At 66.6% G+C, this 19671-nt stretch carries 23 protein-coding genes; 9 read left to right on the top strand and 14 right to left on the bottom strand.

Annotated features, from left to right (window positions below):
* From L5G33_RS14880 to L5G33_RS14860, 5 genes are read right to left on the bottom strand one after another with little or no spacing between them, the layout of a single operon-like run.
* A complete protein-coding gene (locus tag L5G33_RS14880; protein WP_236998972.1) occupies positions 1-192 on the bottom strand; it encodes a ferredoxin in 192 nt (63 codons plus the stop codon).
* A complete protein-coding gene (locus L5G33_RS14875) occupies positions 192-1595 on the bottom strand; it encodes a cytochrome P450 (RefSeq protein ID WP_236998971.1) in 1404 nt (467 codons plus the stop codon). Before L5G33_RS14875 ends, L5G33_RS14880 begins: the two co-directional genes overlap by 1 nt.
* A 31-nt stretch (positions 1596-1626) precedes the next feature.
* Entirely contained in the window at positions 1627-2412 is a 786-nt protein-coding gene (locus L5G33_RS14870; protein WP_236998970.1) for an SDR family oxidoreductase, read from the bottom strand.
* 6 nt (positions 2413-2418) lie between these two features.
* Positions 2419-3669, bottom strand: coding sequence for a cytochrome P450 (locus L5G33_RS14865; RefSeq protein WP_236998969.1), 1251 nt, complete (start codon positions 3667-3669; stop codon positions 2419-2421).
* The gene (locus L5G33_RS14860) at positions 3666-4250 is read right to left on the bottom strand and encodes a TetR/AcrR family transcriptional regulator (RefSeq protein ID WP_236998968.1); all 585 of its coding nucleotides are present in this window, start codon (positions 4248-4250) and stop codon (positions 3666-3668) included. The genes L5G33_RS14865 and L5G33_RS14860 overlap by 4 nt, the downstream gene beginning before the upstream one ends.
* Positions 4251-4403: 153 nt before the next feature.
* Here L5G33_RS14860 and L5G33_RS14855 point away from each other — a divergent pair, with 153 nt between their 5' ends.
* From L5G33_RS14855 to L5G33_RS14845, 3 genes are read left to right on the top strand one after another with little or no spacing between them, the layout of a single operon-like run.
* Complete coding sequence (locus L5G33_RS14855; protein WP_236998967.1) at positions 4404-5069, top strand: hotdog domain-containing protein; 666 nt, start codon at positions 4404-4406, stop codon at positions 5067-5069.
* A gap of 24 nt (positions 5070-5093) precedes the next feature.
* Positions 5094-6002, top strand: coding sequence for an amidohydrolase family protein (locus L5G33_RS14850; protein WP_236998966.1), 909 nt, complete (start codon positions 5094-5096; stop codon positions 6000-6002).
* Between the two features lie 5 nt (positions 6003-6007).
* A complete protein-coding gene (locus tag L5G33_RS14845; protein WP_236998965.1) occupies positions 6008-7024 on the top strand; it encodes a TIGR03617 family F420-dependent LLM class oxidoreductase in 1017 nt (338 codons plus the stop codon).
* A gap of 21 nt (positions 7025-7045) precedes the next feature.
* Here the strand turns inward: L5G33_RS14845 and L5G33_RS14840 are convergent, their stop codons facing one another.
* Positions 7046-8020, bottom strand: coding sequence for an NADPH:quinone oxidoreductase family protein (locus tag L5G33_RS14840; RefSeq protein ID WP_236998964.1), 975 nt, complete (start codon positions 8018-8020; stop codon positions 7046-7048).
* 44 nt (positions 8021-8064) lie between these two features.
* On the opposite strand from L5G33_RS14840, the gene L5G33_RS14835 reads away from it, so the two are divergent.
* Complete coding sequence (locus L5G33_RS14835) at positions 8065-8721, top strand: class I SAM-dependent methyltransferase (protein WP_236998963.1); 657 nt, start codon at positions 8065-8067, stop codon at positions 8719-8721.
* Positions 8722-8745: 24 nt separating this feature from the next.
* Here L5G33_RS14835 and L5G33_RS14830 read toward each other — a convergent pair whose 3' ends face one another.
* Genes L5G33_RS14830 through L5G33_RS14815 form a run of 4 tightly spaced genes read right to left on the bottom strand, consistent with a single transcriptional unit; the run spans position 8746 to position 13575 of the window.
* Positions 8746-9786 carry a prenyltransferase gene (locus L5G33_RS14830; protein ID WP_236998962.1) on the bottom strand — a complete coding sequence of 347 codons (1041 nt, stop codon included), beginning with the start codon at positions 9784-9786 and terminating at the stop codon, positions 8746-8748.
* Between the two features lie 2 nt (positions 9787-9788).
* Entirely contained in the window at positions 9789-10502 is a 714-nt protein-coding gene (locus tag L5G33_RS14825) for a class I SAM-dependent methyltransferase (protein ID WP_236998961.1), read from the bottom strand.
* Positions 10496-11893 carry a glycosyltransferase family 4 protein gene (locus L5G33_RS14820; protein WP_236999162.1) on the bottom strand — a complete coding sequence of 466 codons (1398 nt, stop codon included), beginning with the start codon at positions 11891-11893 and terminating at the stop codon, positions 10496-10498. Before L5G33_RS14820 ends, L5G33_RS14825 begins: the two co-directional genes overlap by 7 nt.
* A gap of 17 nt (positions 11894-11910) precedes the next feature.
* Positions 11911-13575: an FAD-dependent oxidoreductase gene (locus tag L5G33_RS14815; RefSeq protein WP_236998960.1), complete on the bottom strand. Its 1665-nt coding sequence runs from the start codon at positions 13573-13575 to the stop codon at positions 11911-11913.
* A gap of 144 nt (positions 13576-13719) precedes the next feature.
* Here L5G33_RS14815 and L5G33_RS14810 point away from each other — a divergent pair, with 144 nt between their 5' ends.
* A complete protein-coding gene (locus tag L5G33_RS14810) occupies positions 13720-14547 on the top strand; it encodes an acyl-[acyl-carrier-protein] thioesterase (protein WP_236998959.1) in 828 nt (275 codons plus the stop codon).
* 10 nt (positions 14548-14557) lie between these two features.
* Here L5G33_RS14810 and L5G33_RS14805 read toward each other — a convergent pair whose 3' ends face one another.
* The 3 genes from L5G33_RS14805 to L5G33_RS14795 form a co-directional block, all read right to left on the bottom strand.
* On the bottom strand, positions 14558-15112 hold the full coding sequence (locus tag L5G33_RS14805; RefSeq protein WP_236998958.1) for a DUF3558 domain-containing protein: 555 nt from the start codon (positions 15110-15112) through the stop codon (positions 14558-14560).
* The gene (locus L5G33_RS14800) at positions 15109-15984 is read right to left on the bottom strand and encodes a DUF3558 family protein (protein WP_236998957.1); all 876 of its coding nucleotides are present in this window, start codon (positions 15982-15984) and stop codon (positions 15109-15111) included. Before L5G33_RS14800 ends, L5G33_RS14805 begins: the two co-directional genes overlap by 4 nt.
* A 187-nt stretch (positions 15985-16171) precedes the next feature.
* Positions 16172-16561, bottom strand: a complete 390-nt coding sequence (locus tag L5G33_RS14795; RefSeq protein WP_236998956.1) for an SHOCT domain-containing protein — start codon at positions 16559-16561, stop codon at positions 16172-16174.
* Positions 16562-16740: 179 nt separating this feature from the next.
* On the opposite strand from L5G33_RS14795, the gene L5G33_RS14790 reads away from it, so the two are divergent.
* Together L5G33_RS14790 and L5G33_RS14785 are read left to right on the top strand one after the other, a co-directional pair.
* Positions 16741-17271 carry a DUF4333 domain-containing protein gene (locus tag L5G33_RS14790; RefSeq protein WP_236998955.1) on the top strand — a complete coding sequence of 177 codons (531 nt, stop codon included), beginning with the start codon at positions 16741-16743 and terminating at the stop codon, positions 17269-17271.
* A gap of 126 nt (positions 17272-17397) precedes the next feature.
* On the top strand, positions 17398-17850 hold the full coding sequence (locus L5G33_RS14785) for a flavodoxin domain-containing protein (RefSeq protein WP_236998954.1): 453 nt from the start codon (positions 17398-17400) through the stop codon (positions 17848-17850).
* A 66-nt stretch (positions 17851-17916) separates the two neighbouring features.
* Here L5G33_RS14785 and L5G33_RS14780 read toward each other — a convergent pair whose 3' ends face one another.
* Complete coding sequence (locus tag L5G33_RS14780; protein ID WP_236998953.1) at positions 17917-18762, bottom strand: DMT family transporter; 846 nt, start codon at positions 18760-18762, stop codon at positions 17917-17919.
* A 147-nt stretch (positions 18763-18909) separates the two neighbouring features.
* On the opposite strand from L5G33_RS14780, the gene L5G33_RS14775 reads away from it, so the two are divergent.
* Together L5G33_RS14775 and L5G33_RS14770 are read left to right on the top strand one after the other, a co-directional pair.
* Entirely contained in the window at positions 18910-19182 is a 273-nt protein-coding gene (locus tag L5G33_RS14775; protein ID WP_236998952.1) for a hypothetical protein, read from the top strand.
* Positions 19179-19670, top strand: a complete 492-nt coding sequence (locus L5G33_RS14770) for a SixA phosphatase family protein (protein WP_236998951.1) — start codon at positions 19179-19181, stop codon at positions 19668-19670. The genes L5G33_RS14775 and L5G33_RS14770 overlap by 4 nt, the downstream gene beginning before the upstream one ends.
* Position 19671 lies beyond the last annotated feature (1 nt).

Here is a 19671-nt window from a genome sequence, read left to right as displayed (position 1 = left end):
TCAGTCCTCCACGATCTTCAACGCCTGCGTCGGGCAGTAGCGGACCGCGGCCTCGATCTCACCGCGGAGCGACTCGTCCGGCGTCTCGTCGAGCAGCGTGACCGCATCGCGCCCAGCTTCGAAGACATCCGGGGCCTCCATCTCGCACATGCCGTGCCCCTGACACAGATCCAGGTCGACGACGACGCGCATCACGCCGTTCCCGTCGCCGATTCGGCCTCTGCCCGACGCCGGTACGCGACCCGGCACGGCTGCTGCAGTTGGACGACCATCTTCGAGTGGTCGTTGCGGTAGCTCTCGGGGTCCTGCACGAGCGAGAACTCGTAGTTGCGCAGCAGCACCGAGAAGATCGCCTTGAGCTGCATCATCGCGAACTGTGCGCCGACGCAGCGGTGGCGGCCCGCACCGAATGGAATCCACGTCCACCGGTTGACGAGGTCCTCCTGTCGACCGTCCCCGTATCGTTCGGGGTCGAACTCGTCGGGGCTCGGGAAGTCTTCCGGCAACCGGTTGGAAACGGCGGGCGACACCGCGATCGACTGTCCCGGTTCGACCGTCACCCCGCCGACCTCGAACGCCTCCTGCACGACGCGCATCAGGATGATCAGCGGCGGATGCAGACGCAGCGCTTCCTTCAGCGCACCCTCCAGCTTGGGGATCTGCCGCATCGCGGCGAACGAGTACTGTGTCACGTCCCCTCGCTCCGCTCCACCGTCGCCGGCCTCGTAGATCCCGTCCAGCTCCTCGGTGACCTGCGCGAGATAGTCGGGGTGCTTCAACAGTTCGATGAGCGTCCACGCGGCCGTGCCCGACGTGGTGTGGTGCCCGGCGAACATCATCGAGATGAAGATGCCGGTGACGGTGTTGGCGTCGAACATAGGTGAACCGTCGTCGTTCATCAGCGAGACGAGCACGTCGACCAGGTCGCGGTCGTCTTTGCTCTCCGGCGGGTTCGCGACCCGGCCCTCCATTATCTGCCCGATGAACTCGACGAGTTCGGCGCGTGCGGCGTCGCGACGCCGGAAGCTCTCGATGTCCGCGTGCATGTCGACGTACGCGATCGGATCGGTGCCCTTCTCCAGATCGTGGAACAGGTGCGCGACGTGGACGTTGAGCTCCTCGCGGAACTTGCCGCCGATCAGGCAGGACGACGACGTGTAGAGAGTGAGTTCGGCGAAGAACTCGAGCAGGTCGATCTCGCCTTCGTCGCCCCAGTCGGCGATGATCCGCTCTACCTCTTGCGGAATGGTCACCGCGTGCTGCTTCATGTGCGCGCCCTTGAGCGCCTGGTTGTGCAGCATCTCGCTGCGGCGTTCCGGGCTCGTGTCGAAGACGACGCCCTCACCGAACACCGGGGTCATGAACGGGTAGGCGGCCGCTTGGTCGAGCACTTCGTCGGGCGCGCGGAAGAACTCCTCGTTCGCGGCCGCCCCGCTGACCAGGACCACTTCGCGGTCGGCCAACTGGAACGTTCCGACTTCTCCGCACTCGTCGCGCACCCGTTGAAACAGGGCGATCGGATCGGTGGCCATCTCGTCGAGATGTCCGTGCTCGCCGGCACCGCCGGACACACGCTTTGACGTGACAGCAGTCATGTCGGTTCTCCTTGGGTCGGGTCGGTTCTGCTTAACCGGTGGTCGTCGCAGTCAGCTTGCCTTCGGCTTCGACGTCGACGGCTTTCATGTGCGCCCCCGGCGGGAGCGTCACCATCGACTCGACGGCGTGGGCGAGGTTGTCGGGTTCCAGGAAGTGGCCGTGGCGGGCGAGACCGAACGCGATCCAGTCGTTGAGCATGCCCTCGGTGGCCGTCTGATCCAGGTTCATGCCCATCCCGGTCATCGTCTGCCCGGGCCGGACCAGCCCCGCGCGGACGCCGGTGCCTTCGAGCTCCATGTGCGCGGTCGCGACAAGCCCTTCGACGCCGCATTTGGCGGCAACGTACGCCGACGACCATGGACGCGGATGCGAGACGACGTCGGAGCTGATGAAGACGAAGTCGCCGCGCCGCCGCCCGATCATGTCGGGGACCACGGCTCGGTACATGCGGTACGCGCCGACCAGGTGGACGTCGATCTGCGCGGCCCACTCGTCGACGGGCATCTCGTGCGCGCGGCCGATCTGCAGGTCACCTGCTCCGGACACGGCGATCTCCAGTGGGCCAAGCGCCTCCTGCGCGGACTTCACCGCCGAGATCACCGACTCGTCGGACGTGACGTCGAGTTCGACGGCGACCGCTTCCCCACCCGCGCTGGTGATCTCGTCTGCGAGCTCGGTGAGCTTGTCGACGCGGCGGGCGCCGAGCGCCACCGGGTAACCGAGGCCGGCCAGGCGACGTGCGGTCGCCTCACCGATACCGGAGGACGCGCCCGCGACGAGGACCGGTCGACGTTCGGGGTGGGGTTGGAATCGCATCGGTGGTCACCGGGCCTTCACGGTCATGGGGAGGTCGGCGAACCCCCGGACGTTTACGGAGTGGACGCGCGCGGCCCGCGCGAAGTCGATGTCGAACGAGCTGACCGTCTGCGCGATCTTCGCAAGACCGATCTCGGTCTCCAGGCGGGCGAGGTGTGCGCCGAGGCAGAAGTGAGTGCCGAGACCGAAGCTCATGATGGCGCGGTCGCTGTCGCGGCCGATCACGAACTGGTCGGCATCGTCGCCGAAGACCTCTTCGTCACGATTAGCCGAACCGATCAGCAGGAGGACCCGGTCGCCTGCCGGGATCGTGAAGTCGCCGTACTCGACGTCTTCGACGACCCGACGGATCAGCATCTGCGTCGACGTGTCGTAGCGGAGAGTCTCCTGCACCCACGGTGCGACGGCGTCGAGCGCCGCATCGTCGTCGGTCGCCGCCGCGATGATGGGCGCCACCTGGTCGGGGCTCCGCCCACCCCAGAACATCGAGTTCGCGAGGAGCTTGGTGGTCGTCTCGTTGCCCGCGACGACCATCAGCATCATGAAGCCGACGATCTCGCCGTCGGTCAATGCGGTCCGTTCGCCGCCGTCGACGAGTTCGGCCGTCGTCAACGCGGACACCAGATCGTCGCCTGGGTTCTTGCGCCGCTCGGCCAACAGCGACGTGTAGAAGGCGTGCAGGTCGAGGTAGGCACTGATCGCCGCGGGCGGGACGTCGGTGACTCCCTCCTCGCGGTGGATCAGCAGGTCGGACTGCTTCCGCAGGTGCGCGCGGTCGGACGTCCCGACACCCAGCAGCTCCGACACCACGTCCATCGGCAGCAGACCGGCGAAGTCGTGGACGAAGTCGAACTCGCCCATCTGCAGGCACTTGTCCCAGTGCTGCGCCGTCAGTTCGGCGATACGCGGCGCGAGCTCACCGACGCGACGAGGCGTGAAGCCTTTCGAGACGAGTTTGCGTAGACGCAGATGGCGCGGATCGTCCATCGCGAGGAAGCTCATCGCGTATTCGGCGTTCTCGTTGTACGCGGTCGGGTCCATCGACACACCCCAGCTGTTCGACAGCCTGGTGTTGTCCCGGAACGCTTCGGAGACGTCAGCGTGACGCGACAACGCCCAGAAGTCGCTGTCCGTGTTCCGATAGACCGGGGCCTGCGCCCGCAGCGTCGCGTACGTCGGATACGGGTCCTCATGGAACTCGTAGTCGTACGGATCGAACGGAACTCTGTTCTGCATTCCGGAGTCGGCAATAGTCATGACTGTCCCATCAATCGTGCGGCGGCGGCGATCAGCCGCGCAGACGTTGCTTCGTAACTGAGGTGGCCCATGCCTGCGGTCACCAAGCCGCCCGCGTAGAGCATCTGGAGCGCGTCGACGAGCCCCTGCGGATCGTCGACGCCGTCGCCCACGGCGGCCGCCAGTCGATCGTGGATGAACCCGCCGATCCGCAACCGCAGATGCTGCGACTCCGGGTCGTCGGACAGCAGCGCGACGGTGACCGCGCCGCCGAGCTGCCCTTCCCCGGCGACGACCATCGACACGCCGTGCAGGACCTGCGCGACCCGGTCGAACGCGGACAACGACGGATCGGGCTCTGGAACACCCACTGCGAGTCGTCGCCAGAACACTTCGGCGACGAGGTGCCCTTTGGAACTGAAATAGGTGTACGCGGTGGCCGGAGCCACGCCTGCCCGTTTCGCCACGTCGCGCACCGACAGCTTGTCGAATCCGTCGGCCAATACGATCTCGACGGCCGCGTCGGTCATCTTCGCGATCTTCTCCGCCTGCTGCGGAGTGAGACGTCGACGGGTGGATTCGGTTTCCAGAGGCGTGGACATGCGATCGACGGTACCCCGGCGTCGAAACAAAGTCCAGACACCTGTCCAGAATGGAATCCGGCGTCCGGTACGGGCCAAGACTGCAACGCGTTCTAGTATGGGTGTCGGCCCCGAGCCTCGCTTCCGAGGTTCCCCTGACACCCGAGGTGACCCGTGGACTTTAGATTCGAGGACATCGGCCCCGCCGAAGTGAAACGTCGGATCAGCGCTGTCGAGCCGCTCACCGAATCGGTGCGCGACCTCGTGGACGCCGTGATCCGCACCGAGGTCGACGACACGGCCCTCGACGATGCGCGCCGACAGATCGACGACATCGTCGCTCGCCTGCGCACCGAGGAGAAGCCGGGCGGGTTCGGAGTCCCGTTCACGCGGGACCTCGTCGGAATGCCGTGGGGCAACGCGGCGACCGGCGTCCGCAACGCGATCGCCCCGCCGTTGCGTCCGGTCACCCACGCGGGCGTCTCGACCGCCGAGGTGACGCTCGGCGCCGCGTACGAGGGGCCAGGCGGCCACGTGCACGGCGGCGTCCTCGCCCTCCTCTTGGATCAACTCGTCGGCGAATGCGCGAGCAGCGGTACGTCGATGCCGCACTTCACCGGAACTCTGACCGTGCGCTACGTCCGTCCCACGAAGCTCGGGCAGGTGTCCTTACGTGCCGAGGTGACCGGTACGCAGGACCGCAAGGCCTTCGTCAGCGGCGAGATCCACGACAGCGAGGGCGTCACCGCCGAAGTCGAAGCGATCATGATCCGTCCCAAGGAGTTCGCGGGACGCGACGAGGTGATGGCCGCGATCGCGGAGGCTACGGCGCGCGACTGACCGCGAGTCGGTAGCGTCAGAGCAATGTGCGACGAACACGAGGTGCAGCCGTTCTCGCGGGCCGAGACCGATGCCGTTCACGAACGCTGGCAACGGCTTGACCTCCCCGGGATCATCGACGTCCACACGCATTTCATGCCGGGGCGAGTCCTCGACAAGGTGTGGGCATACTTCGATTCGGCTGGCCCGATGCTGGGCCGTGAGTGGCCGATCACCTACCGCGCTGACGAGGACGAACGCGTCGAGACACTCCGCGGGTTCGGCGTCCTCGCCTACTCGTCGATGCTCTACCCACACAAGCCCGCGATGGCGCGCTGGCTGAACTCCTGGGCCGCCGACTTCGCCGCCGGGCACCCCGACTGCCTGCACACGTCGACCTTCTACCCCGAACGCGACGCCGGCGAGTACGTCCGCGCCGCAATCGACGCAGGCACGCGAGTGTTCAAATCACACATCCAGGTGGGTGACTACTCGCCGATCGATCCGCTGCTCGACGACGTGTGGGGCGCGATCGACGACGCGCAGGTACCGGTCGTCATCCACTGCGGTTCGGGGCCTGCCCCGGGCTCGTTCACCGGGCCGGGGCCGGTCGAGGCCCTGCTGGCGCGCTTCCCGACACTGCCGCTGATCGTCGCCCACATGGGCACCCCCGAGTATGCCGAGTTCCTCGCGCTCGCCGAGCGATACGAGAACGTGCGACTGGACACGACGATGTCATTCACCGACTTCTCCGAGCAGGATGCGCCGTACCCGCGCGATCTCTTGCCGCGCGTCGCCGACCTCGGCGACAAGATCCTATTCGGCTCCGACTTCCCGAACATCCCGTACGGCTACACGCACGCGCTCGATGCGATCGTCCGTCTCGACCTCGGTGACGACTGGAACCGCCGTGTGCTCAACGGCAACGCAGCGCGCCTGTTCGGCATCCGGTAACCAGCATGCTCGTCGACACGACCGTCACGTGCCCGCTCGCGGAGATGCCCGCACGCGCCGTGGCAGCCGAACGTGCCGGGTACGACGGGGTGTGGACGTTCGAGGGCGCGCACGACCCGTTCCTTCCGCTCTTGCTGGCGGCCGAGCACACGGAGTCCGTGACGCTCGGAACGTCGATCGCTGTGGCGTTCGGCCGCAATCCGCTGCTGCTGGCGACGATGGGCTGGGACCTGCAGTCGTATTCGCGGGGACGGTTCGTGTTGGGTCTGGGCACGCAGATCAAGCCGCATATCGAGCGTCGATATTCGATGCCGTGGAGCCGTCCGGCCGACCGCATGCGCGACATGGTGACAGCGGTCCGCGCGATCTGGGACAGTTGGCTCACTGGCGGCCGGCTCGATCACCGCGGCGAGTTCTATACGCAGACGCTGATGCCGCCGCTGTTCAAACCCGATGCCGACGAGGTGGACGGTTTCGGTCCTCCGCCGGTGTGGCTGGCCGGAGTCGGGCCAGCGATGACGCGAGTGGCGGGAGAGGTCGCCGACGGCTTCCTCTCTCATCCGCTGGCGACACCGCAGTTCTTGCGCGACACCACGATCCCCAATCTCATCGACGGTGCCGCCTGCCGTCCGCGTCCGACAGTCCACCATTCGGCGATGGTGATCGTCGGACGCGACGACGTCGAGCGCGCCGCCGCACGCAACGCGGTCCGCGCTCAGATCGGCTTCTACGGTTCGACTCCCGCGTACCGCCCGATCCTCGACTCGGTGGGTTTCGGTGATCTCCAGCCGCGCCTTCGAGAACTGACCCGCGCCGGCGACTGGAAGGCCATCGCCCGCCTGGTTCCCGACGACCTGGTCGACGCGATCGCGGTGACGGTCACCGATCCCGCCGACGGCGCCGCCGAACTCCTGCGACAGTACGGGCCGCTGGTGAACCGTCTCGGCTTCAACACGCCGTACCAGGCCGACCCGGATCTACTCGCCGAGCTCGCCGTCGAGGTCCAGCGCGCCGACGGCTAACGTCGAGCGTCGTGACTATCGTCACCCCTCCGTGACATGGACGACGGCCTTCCCCTTGATGCGGCCTTCGGCGAGATCGGTCAGCGCGGCCCCCAGCTGGTCGAGTTCGTAGACGTGGGTGGCGGGCGGACGCATGCCCGCAGCAATCATCTCGGTGAGCTCGTCGTGCAGCAGGGCGGGGAGCTCGGGACTCTTCTTGGTGATGTACTCGCCCCACGCCGCGCCGACGATCGAGATGTTGCGGAACAAAACACGGTTGAGCTTGACCGACGGGATGCCGCCCGCGGCGAACCCGATCACGACGTAGCGACCGTCGGCGCCGACGGTGCGCAGCGCTTCGTCGAAGACCTCGCCGCCGACTGGGTCGATCAGCACATCGACGCCGCCGTCGGACAGTTCGAGCACTTTCTCCTTCCAGCCGTCGGTCAGCTGGACGACCTCGTCGGCTCCGAGACCGCGCAGCATCTCCTCTTGGCCGGTGCGGTGCACGACGGCGATCACCTTGGCGCCCATGGCCTTCGCGACGAGGATCGAGGCTACGCCCACGCCACCCGCCGAACCGAGGACAGCGACCACTTCGCCCGGAGCCGTCTGCGCGCGAACCTTCAACGCGAACAGCGCCGTCTGGAAGTTGATGCCCATCGCAGCACCCTCGTCGAAGGTCAGCTCGGCGGGCATCGGGAGGATCTGTTGCTCGACGGCGGCGAGTTGCTCGCCGAAGCCGCCGACCATCGACGTGACCAACACCCGGTCACCGACGGCGTAAGCGCCGCCGGCGGGGGCCTGCGCGATCACGCCCGCCACCTCGGTGCCCGGGACGTACGGGACCGGCGGACGGAACTGATACTTGCCCTGCGACATGAGCAGATCGGGGAAGCACACCCCGCACGAGCGGACGTCGACCAGGTACTGTCCAGCCTGGGCCTGTGGGGCGGGGATCTCTTGGAGTTCGAGTCCGTCGGGGCCGGTCTCGCTGACGATCATCTGAGCCTTCATGGGTTTCACCGTATCTGCATCGAGCCCTCGCCTACGATCGAATCATGCCTTTGTCGACTTCGAGTTCCACGCTGCCCGACGACCGCCGCACGGTGGCCGACAACACTCCGGGATTCATGCCCGCCGACGAAGCCGATGCTCTGCATCGGGTAGCGGATCGCTTTCTGTCCGAGCCGGATTCGGTCGGGATCGGGGTGGAGATCGGCACGTACTGCGGAAAGTCGACCGTGTACCTGGGCGATGCGGCGCAACGTCATGACGCACTGATCGTCACCGTCGACCATCATCGCGGTTCCGAAGAGCATCAGCCGGGCTGGGAGTATCACGACACGACTCTCGTCGACGCGCACGCCGGTCTTCTCGACACTGCGGCACGGTTCCGCCGCACCATGTTCGACGCGCGACTCGAGCACACCGTCCTGGGTCTGCTCGCACCGTCGACTGCCGCGGCCCGCGTATGGGGGCGTGCCGTCGACTTCGTGTTCATCGACGGCGGCCACTCGATGGAGGCCGCCCAGAACGACTACGACGGGTGGGCCACCTGGGTGCGCCCCGGCGGAGCCCTGCTGATCCACGACGTGTTCCCCGACCCTGCAGACGGCGGGCGTCCACCGTACGAGATCTATCGGCAGGCCCTCGACTCCGGCCAATTCACCGAAGCCGACGCCCACGGTTCGCTGCGCGTGCTGGTGCGCCGCTGACCTGGGAGCCAGACGACACACGACCTAGCCTGCGACGCGGCTGTCTGCGACGTCGCGGAAGATTCCACTTCCCGGCGTCGCGCGGCTGATCGCGTCGGCAGCGAGCACGACGGCCGCCGCCGTCCAACAGCTCAGTTCGACCGGCCAGCGTTTCCCGTCGGAGAAGACGAGCCCAGTCCAGTACGAACCGTCGTCCTCGCGGAGATGCTGGATCGACTGCACGAGAGCAGCGGCCCGGTCGACGTCGCCGAGCGAGTCGACGGCCATCGCCAGCTCGCAGGTCTCGGCGCCCGTCACCCACGGATGGTCGTCGACGCAGCGTGCGCCGAGACCATCGACGACGAACTCGCTCCAGCGTTCGTCGATGAGTTCGCGTCCGACGTCGCCGCGCACCGCGCCGCCGAGCACCGGGTAGTACCAATCCATGGAATGGTGCGACGCGGGGTCGAGGACGCTGCGATCGTCCGCCCAGCGGTCGAACACGTCGCCGAGGCGGTGCCTCGCAGCCTCCCACGCCTGCGTCGGCTCACCGAGGACGTCCCCGATCCGCACCGCGCAGTCGAGCGCCGAATAGATACTGGCGTTCCCGGTGATGAGGACGTTCGGGAACATCTCACCGGTGGCATGGTCTGCGGCCCACCGGATCGCGCCGTCGGCGCGCGCGAACGTCACAGTGCGCTCGATGGCGGCCCGGACCGTCAGCCACATGCGTCGAAGGAACGCCGGGTCGTCGTACACCAGGAAGTGGTGCCACACGCCGACCGCGACGTAGGCACAGAAGTTGCTATCGACGCCGGTATCGACGACGCGCCCCTCCCGGACTTCGATCGGCCACGACCCGTCGAGTCGCTGAGTGCGGCGAGACCACTCGTAGGCGGCTTCCGCCTCCCACCGGAACCCGCTGGCCGACAACGCCATCGCTGATTCGACATGGTCCCACGGGTCGGTTTTGCCGCCGGGGAACCACGGCAGAGCGCCGGACGGCTCCTGCATCGCGACGATCGACTGTCCCGTCGCCCGGATCTGAGCCGGGGTCAGCACGCCGTCGATGTACGGGACCGGCATGCCTATTCCGGTTTACGCAGATAGATGGCGACCGATTTGCCGACGAGCGGATTGAGCAACTGCTCGCCCACACGCGTCACCCACGGCTTGCTCATCATGTCCCAGACGAGCAGCTTGTGATAGCCCTTGATCAGGGGATTGCTGTCGTTCTCCACGCCGACGGCGCACTTGAGCCACCAGTACGGCGCGTGGAGCGCGTGCGCATGATCAGTGCCGGTCACTTCCAGGCCCGCGGCCTGGAGCTTGGCCGCCAACTCCGACGCCTTGTAGATGCGGACGTGCCCGCCTTCGACCTCGTGATACTCGTCCGACAGTGCCCAGCAGATCTTCTCCGGCCAGAACCTCGGAACGGTGACCGCGGCCAGGCCGCCCGGCTTGAGAATGCGGACCATCTCGGCGATCGCCGACTCGTCGTCGGGGATGTGTTCGAGGATCTCTGACATCAGCACCACGTCGAACGAGGCGTCGTCGTACGGCAGACCGAGAGCGTCGCCGGTACGGGTGTCCGCGTTCCCCGACTCGGGGACTTCGCCCGCCGCGACAAGTGCCCCGAACATCTCGGAGACGTCGGCCATGTCGGATGCGCTCATGTCGAACGCCGTCACCTCGGCGCCGCGACGCAGCATCTCATACGAATGCCGTCCTTGCCCGGCGCCGATGTCGATCGCGCGTACTCCCGGACCGACGTTGAGTCGATCGAAGTCGACCGTCAGCATGATGTTCCCTTCTGTCCCCCAGCGGCTTTGGCTCCTGTGGCATTGGCTCCAGTGGCATTGGCTCCAGTGGCATTGGCTCGAGCGGAATCGGCGTCAGGGGAATCTGCGCCAGGGGGGTTGGCTCGAGTCGATTCGATCGCCGCGCGGTACCGCTCGACGGTGGCGGCGGCGACTGCCGACCAGCTGTACTTCGTCAGCACGCGTTGCCGGCCTCCGCGGCCGAGTCGATCGCGCAAGTCCGAGTCGTCGAACAGACGCAGGAACGCTTGCGCCAGCTGTCCGGCGTCTCCCGCGTCGACGAGCACCGCCGCTTCTTCGGCCTCACCGACCACCTCGGGGATCGCTCCGGCGCGGGTCGCCACCAACGGGGTCCCGCAGCTCATGGCTTCGACGGCTGGCAGCGAGAACCCCTCGTACAACGATGGGACACAGGCGATCTCCGCGCTGGCCAGAACGCGTGCGAGTTCGTCGTCGTCGATGCCCGACACGACTGACACCTTGTCGGCGATCGACAGTTCGTCGATGAGCGCGGCCGACGGGCCGGCCGGGTCGAGTTTGGACACAAGTGTCAGGTGCACCGGCTGCTCGGCGGCAACCTTGGCCACCGCTTCCAACAGGTACGAGACGCCCTTGAGCGGTGCATCAGCGCTCGCGACGCACACGATGTGCCCTGGGGCGCGGTCGGCGCGCGGTGCGAACACCTCGGTGTCGACGCCGAGCGGGATCGTCGCCAACGAGTCCTCACGGACTTTGAACGCGCTGCGGATGTCCTCTTCGCTGCTGCGCGAGACCGTCAGCAGTGACGGGATCCGCCGGGCCACGCGTCCCTGCATGGCCAGGAACGAATGCCAGCGCCAGGCGCTGATCTTCTTGACGCCCTTGGCGGCCCGCACTGCGAGGGCGCGGTCGCGGGTGATCGGATGGTGGATCGTAGCGACGAGCGGGAAGCCTGCGCGCTTGACAGACAGGAGGCCATAGCCGAGACACTGGTTGTCGTGGACGACGTCGAAGCCGCCGGTCGAGTCGCCTGCCGCCAGTGCGGCCCGACGACGACTGCGCAGCAGCCGGGATGCTCGAAGGCTGAACGTGAGCGGCTCACCGAATGCGGCGGTCCACATCTGGGCGACCTCGACGACGTCGATCCAGTCCCGGAACTCGCGCGGCCTCGGGGTCCGAAACGGGTCCGGTTCGCCGAACAGATCCAGGCTCGGCACTTTAGTCAAGGTGACGCCCGCGTCGAGCGCCGACTCGTCGAGGTCGGGGTACGGCTGGCCGGAGAAGATCTCGACGTCGTGACCGAGCAGCGCGATCTCACGTGCCAGATGACGGACGTAGACGCCCTGACCTCCGCAGTGCGGTTTGCTGCGGTACGAGAGCAGCGCGATCCGCAACCGGTCGTCGCCGGCGCTCACGCGTTGTCCCCCGCAGCCCGCTCCAGGTCGGTCACTGACACGATCTTGATGCGGCGGCGACCTGCGGCCTTGCCCGCCCCCTTCTCGGCGGCGTCGATCGCCTTCCATCCGGCGAGGTCGATGCGGTTGGCTCCGCGCGACGCGACGAGGTCGGCGAGGTCGTCGGTGCTCGCGGTCGGGGCCGGAAGCACTCCGTGAGCGAAGTCGGCGAGCACGGCCTTGGCCGCTTCCTCGCCGCAGTACCGGTTGCGGCCGATGCCTCCGGTGGGCCCGCGCCGGATCCAGCCTGCGACGTAGAGGCCCGGTATCGGTTCGCCGTCCGGAGCGTCGAGCACGCGCGCGTCCGCGCTGGGGACGACGGCGCGCTGCTCGTCGAACGGCAGGCCGTCGACGGGGTTCCCGCGGTAACCGACTGATCGGACCACGACTCCGGCCGCGATCTCCCCGGTGTCGTCCGTCGGCTCGATCGACGATCCATCAACGTACCGGTTGCGGACGTACTGCACCGTCTCGACGCCGCCGGAGCCGACGATCGCGGTCGGCGAGGTCAAGAACTCGAACACGATCCGACGGTCCCCGCCGCCGACCGACTTCGCCGCGAACTCACGGGCGAGTCGGATCTTGGTGGCCTTGACCGAGTCGAGCGAGCCATCGGCTTCGGCGGCGGCCGCCTCATCGGACAGGGTCAGTTCGTCGGGCATGACGATGTCGACACCGTCGAGTTCGCCGAGCGACAGGAACTCGCTGTTGGTGAACGCACCGTGCTCGACGCCGCGACGCGCCAGCACGACGACTTCGCGGACGGCCGATTCGCGCAGGACTGCGAGTGCGTGGTCGGCGATGTCGGTGCGGGCGAGCTGGTCGGGATCGGTCACCAGGATGCGGGCGACGTCGAGCGCGACATTGCCGTTTCCGACGATGACGACCCGCTCGGACGAGAGGTCGAACACCCGGCCCGCGTGATCGGGATGTCCGTTGTACCAGGCGACGAAGTCGGTTGCGGCGATCGACCCGGGCAGTTCCTCGCCGACGACGCCGAGACGACGATCGTGCGCCGCGCCGACCGCGTACAGCACCGCGCCGAAGCGCTCGCGCAGCTCGTCAGAGGTCACATGCGGACCGACCTCGACGTTCAGGTGGTAGGTGAAGTTCGCCTTCTTCTCGACGGCCGCGAATGTCGACTCGACGCCTTTGGTCTTGGCGTGGTCGGGGGCCACCCCCGCGCGCACCAGTCCGTACGGGGTGGGCAGCCGGTCGAACATGTGCACCTGCACCTGCCGCTTCTTGACCAGCTCCTCGGCCGCGTAGAAGGCGGCCGGACCGGCCCCGACGATCGCGACCCGCAGTTCCTCACCCTCGGGCAACTGCGGGGGCTTGGGATGCTTCACCAGGCCGCCGTCTGCGTCGTGGTCCTTGTAGTAGTCCGCGTTGATCTGCAGATACGGTTCGTCCGACTCTTCGAGCTGGTCGTCGGGAACGATCGCCTCAACCGGGCATTCGTCGATACACGCACCGCAGTCGATACAGGTCTCGGGATCGATGTACAGCATTTCCGCGGTCAGAAAGTCCGGTTCGTCCGGCGTCGGATGAATACAGTTCACCGGACACACTGCGACGCAAGAGCCGTCATTGCAGCAAGGGCGGGTGATAACGTGCGCCATCTGGTCTTCCTTCATGCCGAAACCGGCGATCCACAGGGTGAACGTGTTCTAGTTTTGCTATTGAGAATAGCGTAATGCGTCACACCGGAGGATAGTGGACCCGAGATTACGCGCCACCCCGCAGCCCCCTAGGAGGCCCCCGACGTGACCAGCACCGGCGAGTACGGGCCGCTGAGCGAACGGAAGTCCGGTGCGCGATTCTTCGCAGGCGAGTACCGCGTCCGCACCGGTGACGTCGACCAGGACATGCGCGTTCGATTGGACGGAGTGGCGCGCTACCTACAGGACGTCGCGAACGACAACATCGCCGCCGTCACATTCGCCGACACCGACCCGTTCTGGATCATCCGCCGCACCGTCATCGATGTGATCGAACCCCTCACCTGGCCGTCCGATCTCCGAATGGAACGGTGGTGCGGCGCCCTCTCCACGCGGTGGACCAACATGCGCGTGCGCATCGTCGGCGAGACGCAGACCAACCGGTTCAATCCGAAACCCCGACCGAACGGACTCGTCGAGACCGAGGCGTTCTGGATCAACGTCAACGATTCGGGAATGCCGTCGCGGATCAGTGACGGTGCCCTCGACCTGCTCGCGCAGATGACCGACGAGCACCGCCTGCGGTGGAAGTCGATGAATCCGGGGACCGCTCCGAGTGTCGAGGACATCGATCTCCCCGATCGCGAACACGTCCTGCGGATCACTGATTTCGATCCGTTCAAGCATCTGAACAACGCGGCGTACCTCGAGATCGTCGAGGATGAGCTCGTCGATCACCCCGATCTGATCGACGGTCCGCACCGAGCAGTGATCGAGTACCTGCGACCGATCGCGCCGGCCACGCCGGTCACCGTCCGCCGCTCCCGGGACGGCGAACGCCTGCTGATGTGGATCTTGGTCCCCGACGACGACGGCGCGCTCGCCGTGGCCTCGACCGTCTCAGTCACGACCCTTGCGAACGCGGCCCTTTAGAGCGCGACCCTCAGAACGCACCCGTCAGAATGAGTTCCATCAGTTTGATGGGCGCGTCGCAGGCGTCGCCCGCCGGCGTGCCGGATGGCTCAACCCACCACGTGTAGACGCCGCCGCTCGGTGCTTTCGCAGTCACGCCGCAGACGTTCGGTCGTTTCGGGTCCCGTGCGGTAAAGGCGGCCTGGCTGCGCACTTCGACGTTCTCGGTGGTGAAGCCCAGCCGCTTGGCGGTGTCCTTCTCATGGTTGTACGACCCCCACTCGAACCAGTTGAACATCACCTCGGCGGTGTTCGTCCCCAGCACGGTCCAGCGACAGTTGGCACCGAAGAAGCTCGGGTCGGCGACAGCGCCGCCGACGGCTTCGGCGATCTGGTTCGACGGCAGGATCTCGCATTCGGCGAGGAGGTTCTCGAACTTGTCGGTGTCGACGTGGCCGGTGTCGGTGCCGACGTCACGCCCTTCACGCACCGGAGTGCCGTCCACGCTGCACGCGCCGACACCGACGACCGCGGCGACGGCGACCGCCGATGCGGCGACGACCCGGCGGGCCCGGTTCCCCCTCACGAGGACGCTCCTCTCACGACCTTCTCGGTGAGCCGTTTCGTCACTTCACACGTCTGATCGGTAGTCATCGACGCGGTACCGTCCGCGGATGCGGACATCACCGAGATCTCGATGAAGTCGGCGTCCCATCCGATGCCGGTCTCACAGATGTTCCCATGGCGGGCGATGAAACCGGACTGTCCGTCGACCTCGTAATCCTGTGTCACATCGCGTTGCAGCTGTTCGGTTCCCCGCTCGCGCCCGATGGGCGACCCTCGGTACCAGTTGAACGACACGGACGGCGCGCTGGTCGCGCCGCGCCGCCATTCGCAGGCCGACGGATTGTCGATGACCTGGGTGAGGCCGCCGAGTCGGCTGATCGAGACGACGTCGTCAGTGGTGAGACCGCCGCATCGGTCGAAGTCGGGACCGGTACCCGTCTTAGGTTCGGGACTCGAGTCGATCGCGTCGGACGTTCCATCGCTACCGCACGCCGCCAGGCCGAGCACCGCGATCGCGGCCACAACGAGCATCGCCCCGCGGCGAAAGCGGTCGAGTTCACGCCGTTCACGTTTAGTCGGCCTGCCCGCTCCGGCTTCGCGCCGCGGAATCGACGCGATCACTTCGCGGGGAGGAGGTGGAGGGCTGTGGTCGACATAGTGCTGCGCGGCGACGGCCGCCGACACCCGTTTGTTGATCAGGCCGGTCACTTCGACGACCCGTTCGCGCGAACCCTGGCGCACACTTACTCGGTCGCCGACCGCGACGGTCGCAGACGGTTTGGCGGTGGCCCCGTTGAGCCGGACGTGGCCGCCCCGGCATGCGGCGCCCGCGGCTGAGCGGGTCTTCGTCAGTCGGATCGCCCAGATCCAGCTGTCGATACGGGTCGCCATGGACAGGTCCCTTCTCGCGGAGCGCGGTGTTCGGTCCGATCCCAGAGTATCGGTCCGAACCGCCGACCACGGTGCACACACGATCGTTCGACCGACCGGGTGTACACGTCTACGACAGACAAACAGGCCCGGACGGAACAATCTCCGTCCGAGCCTGTCGCAGGGCACTACCAGCCATCGGGGCCGGTCAGGCAGCGAGCGCCTTGGCCTTGAGAGTCTCGTACTCCTCCGGCGTCACGACTCCGGCGTCGAGCAGCGACTTCGCGGTCGCGATCTGGTGCGCAGGCGACGCCTGGCCCGCGGCGTGCTGGATGTACTCCTCCTGCGCCCGGTGAGCGGCGACGGCTGCCGCGCGGTTCCGGTCGTTCATCCCGGGGCCGCGCGCGAGAATGTACACGAACGCCGTCAGATACGGGAAGATCACCAGCGCGATGATCCACAGGACCTTCCAGCCCGCACCCAGCTTGTGGTCGCGGAACAGGTCGGTCAGGATCATGAACAAGACGATCAGATATGCGATGAAAGCAAAAATCACGATGGTGTACCACAGCACACCCCAGAACGAACTCCAGTCCACTTTCGTGCACCTTTCTCAAATGTCGGGAATGCAATCCTATCGCGCCAGGAGAAGGCAATAGCGCCGTTCAGCCACAACCGGCGACCCACGATCACCACAGTTCAGCGACAGTCATCCGATCGACGGACAAATCACTATAGTGACACAAATCACTTCCGTGAAGAATATTCTTGCCGGGTATGAGCCATCTGCGTCCCGCCGCCGCCATCGCAGCCCTCGCCGTACTCCCCCTCCTCGCCGCGTGCAGCGCCTCGGTGAGCGTCGGCGACAACGGTTTCGACCGGAGTGCCTTCGAGGAGAGGGCCGTCTCGGAGATCGACGACGACTACGCGAAGACCGGCCGAACCGTCTCCACCTACGAGTGCGACTATCCGGAGAGCGAGATCACGACCGGCACCGCGTTCACGTGCGTGGCCGACATCGACGGCGCGAAAGTTCGTACGCAGATCACGATCACCGACGACGACGGCGGATTCAAGCTGACCACTGACGACCTGCTGTACGACATGCCCACTGTCGCAAAGCAACTCGCACAGCCAGTCGCGGATCAACTCGGCGGGAATGTCACCGTGAACTGTGGTGAGGACGTCAAAGCGTTGACCGCGGGATCGACGTTCCAATGCACGGTGGTCAACGACGGCGGGGCGACGAGGCCCCTCACGTACTCCGTCTCCGCGGGCGGTACGAACGACCGTTGGGAGGTCAACTGACCCCGACTCCGCCGACGGGCCTGTGACATAGACCTAAAGTCCCTGGTCGGGGTTCGACGCGACGAAGTGGTTAGGATACCGTCATCGTCGTCGTTGACCCCGAATCTTCCCAGGAGATGCCCGATAATGGCAGCTGTCATCCTCTACGGCACCGAGACCGGCACCAGCGAACTCGTCGCCGACGCCATCGCCGACGTGCTCGCCGCCGACCACGATCCGTCGATCTACGACATGGCCGAGTACGCCGCCGAAGATCTGAACACCGACGACTTCCTCGTCGTGGTCTGCTCGACGTACGGCGAAGGCGAACTCCCGTCGAGCGCACTTCCGTTCGCGGATGAGTTGGATGAGGAGAAGCCCGATCTCGCCGGACTGCGCTTCTCCGTGTTCGGTCTCGGCGACACGGTCTACGACGACACGTTCAACCGTGGCGGAGAGGTCATGGCCGAGAAACTGACGGCTCTGGGCGCGATCGAGGTCGGGGAGCACTACCGCCACGACGCATCGAGCGCCGAGAAGCCCGCCAAGGCGGCGCAGGCGTGGGCCGAGCGACTCAAGCCGGTCATCGCCGGAGCCTGAGTCTCTACCGGTGCCTGAGTCTCTGCCGAAGCCTGCGTAATCGCGGGAGGCTGGGTCTCTGTACGTTCACTGATCCACGCACGCCAGCGAACGCTGGTCTCCGCGGATCGCTGCGGCTTTGGCCAGTTCTGCGACAGCGACGATCGCCAGTGCCAGGACCACTACGAGAACGATCGTCGCGGGCACCCCGACCTTCAAGCTCTCGCCGAGGAGCGCGACACCGAGCACCATCGCGACGGTCGGCTCCATGACGTTCATGGCCGGAAACGACGTCTGCAGATCACCGGACCCGAACGAACGCTGCTGCGCGACTACGCCGAGCACGACGACCGGCACCAGCAGGTAGACCTCGTAATGGACGAACACAGTCAGCGGACCGTCGACCACGCGGATCGCCACCGCCTTGATCAGCAGTGAGGACACTCCGAACAGGGCACCCGACGCCAGTCCGTACAGCAACGCCTTGTGGTGACGGTTGTCCTTACATTCGGCGACCACGACCAGCGCGATCAACCCGGCGACCACTGCGCCGACCGTGCCTCCCATGACGACGACATCTGGGCGGCGGTCCGTCGATACCGGTCTCGCGATCAGTAGGAAGGCAACGACGCAGGCGACGAGGACACCGCCCCACGCCCACTCGGAGCGGCGTGGTCGCCGGTGGTCGGCCCACGCCTCCATCGGCAGCACGAACAACACGGCGAGCACGACGAGCGGTTGCACGAGAAGGATCGACCCGAGGCCCAACGCCGACGCTTGCAGCGAGAACCCAGACAACGCCACGGCAGCGCCGATCCACCAGCCGGCGGTGATGGCCCCGCTCGCCGCCGACGAGCGCTGACGCAGCACAGTGCCGATGGCGATCAACAGTGCCGCGGCGATCGCCAACAGCGCGGGAATCCAGGTGTGCATCCCGACCAGACTATCCGCCGGCGACGCTTCACCCGGCAATCACGAGCACTGCGCGTGAATTGTCACTCATTCCACTGACGCCTGTGCACCCGACAACCGGTGGCGCGCCTGCCCGAAATTGTCGGGGGTCGGATCTACCGTTGACTCATGTACCGCAGCGAACTGGAACGCCTGATGACCCTGGCCTCCGACGACGTCAACGCAGCGTGCCGGGGCGAGAGTCTGCAGAGTCTGATCACGCGGTGCGTCGACGAGCACCTGGAGTTGTCCGAGCTGGCCGACGACTCTGCTCACACGTGCGACGTCGATGCACATGCCTTCTACGTGCAGGAGGCCGCCGCATGGCGTGCCACCGCGCAAGTACTGCGGACCATGTCCGCTGACTCCTCGCTCGCCCGGGACGCCCAGGGAGCCGCATGAGCCGAGGGAGCCGCCTGCTGATCCTGCTTCGGCACGGGAAGAGCGACTACCCGCTCGGCGTCCCCGATCACGAGCGGCCGCTCAACGAGCGCGGTCGACGTCAGGCCGCGCTCGCAGGCGACTGGATCCGGGACGACGGGTATCGCGTCGACGCCGTTCTCTGTTCGACGGCGACTCGCACCCGGCTGACGTTGGAGCGGACCGGGATCGGCGCGCCGACCCAGTATGTCGACGACATCTACGGCGGCACACCCGACGAATTGCTGGAGACGATCCGCATTCACGCGCCGGCCGACGCGCGGACCCTGCTGATGGTCGGCCACTTTCCGGGAATCCCGGAGACGGCGTTGACGCTCGATCCGTCCGGCACGATCGAGAGATTTCCGACGTCGGCCTACGCCGTCGTCCGGATCGGCGCCGAATGGGACCGGATCGGGTTGGATGTTGACGGCGACGCCGAACTCAGTTCGTTGCGGGTTCCCCGCTGAC

Origin of the sequence: Gordonia liuliyuniae, assembly GCF_021738805.1 — a bacterium.
In the GTDB taxonomy this organism is placed as follows: domain Bacteria; phylum Actinomycetota; class Actinomycetes; order Mycobacteriales; family Mycobacteriaceae; genus Gordonia; species Gordonia liuliyuniae.
Note: the sequence above shows the minus strand (reverse complement) of the source record. Positions and strands in the feature narration are given on the sequence as shown.

Excerpts from the sequence above, each read along its gene's own strand:
- L5G33_RS14880 (WP_236998972.1), bottom strand. The coding sequence starts at position 192 with ATGCGCGTCGTCGTCGACCTGGATCTGTGTCAGGGGCACGGCATGTGC.
- L5G33_RS14875 (WP_236998971.1), bottom strand. The coding sequence starts at position 1,595 with ATGACTGCTGTCACGTCAAAGCGTGTGTCCGGCGGTGCCGGCGAGCAC.
- L5G33_RS14870 (WP_236998970.1), bottom strand. The coding sequence starts at position 2,412 with ATGCGATTCCAACCCCACCCCGAACGTCGACCGGTCCTCGTCGCGGGC.
- L5G33_RS14865 (WP_236998969.1), bottom strand. The coding sequence starts at position 3,669 with ATGACTATTGCCGACTCCGGAATGCAGAACAGAGTTCCGTTCGATCCG.
- L5G33_RS14860 (WP_236998968.1), bottom strand. The coding sequence starts at position 4,250 with ATGTCCACGCCTCTGGAAACCGAATCCACCCGTCGACGTCTCACTCCG.
- L5G33_RS14850 (WP_236998966.1), top strand. The coding sequence starts at position 5,094 with ATGTGCGACGAACACGAGGTGCAGCCGTTCTCGCGGGCCGAGACCGAT.
- L5G33_RS14845 (WP_236998965.1), top strand. The coding sequence starts at position 6,008 with ATGCTCGTCGACACGACCGTCACGTGCCCGCTCGCGGAGATGCCCGCA.
- L5G33_RS14840 (WP_236998964.1), bottom strand. The coding sequence starts at position 8,020 with ATGAAGGCTCAGATGATCGTCAGCGAGACCGGCCCCGACGGACTCGAA.
- L5G33_RS14835 (WP_236998963.1), top strand. The coding sequence starts at position 8,065 with ATGCCTTTGTCGACTTCGAGTTCCACGCTGCCCGACGACCGCCGCACG.
- L5G33_RS14830 (WP_236998962.1), bottom strand. The coding sequence starts at position 9,786 with ATGCCGGTCCCGTACATCGACGGCGTGCTGACCCCGGCTCAGATCCGG.
- L5G33_RS14825 (WP_236998961.1), bottom strand. The coding sequence starts at position 10,502 with ATGCTGACGGTCGACTTCGATCGACTCAACGTCGGTCCGGGAGTACGC.
- L5G33_RS14815 (WP_236998960.1), bottom strand. The coding sequence starts at position 13,575 with ATGGCGCACGTTATCACCCGCCCTTGCTGCAATGACGGCTCTTGCGTC.
- L5G33_RS14800 (WP_236998957.1), bottom strand. The coding sequence starts at position 15,984 with ATGGCGACCCGTATCGACAGCTGGATCTGGGCGATCCGACTGACGAAG.
- L5G33_RS14790 (WP_236998955.1), top strand. The coding sequence starts at position 16,741 with ATGAGCCATCTGCGTCCCGCCGCCGCCATCGCAGCCCTCGCCGTACTC.
- L5G33_RS14785 (WP_236998954.1), top strand. The coding sequence starts at position 17,398 with ATGGCAGCTGTCATCCTCTACGGCACCGAGACCGGCACCAGCGAACTC.
- L5G33_RS14780 (WP_236998953.1), bottom strand. The coding sequence starts at position 18,762 with ATGCACACCTGGATTCCCGCGCTGTTGGCGATCGCCGCGGCACTGTTG.
- L5G33_RS14775 (WP_236998952.1), top strand. The coding sequence starts at position 18,910 with ATGTACCGCAGCGAACTGGAACGCCTGATGACCCTGGCCTCCGACGAC.
- L5G33_RS14770 (WP_236998951.1), top strand. The coding sequence starts at position 19,179 with ATGAGCCGAGGGAGCCGCCTGCTGATCCTGCTTCGGCACGGGAAGAGC.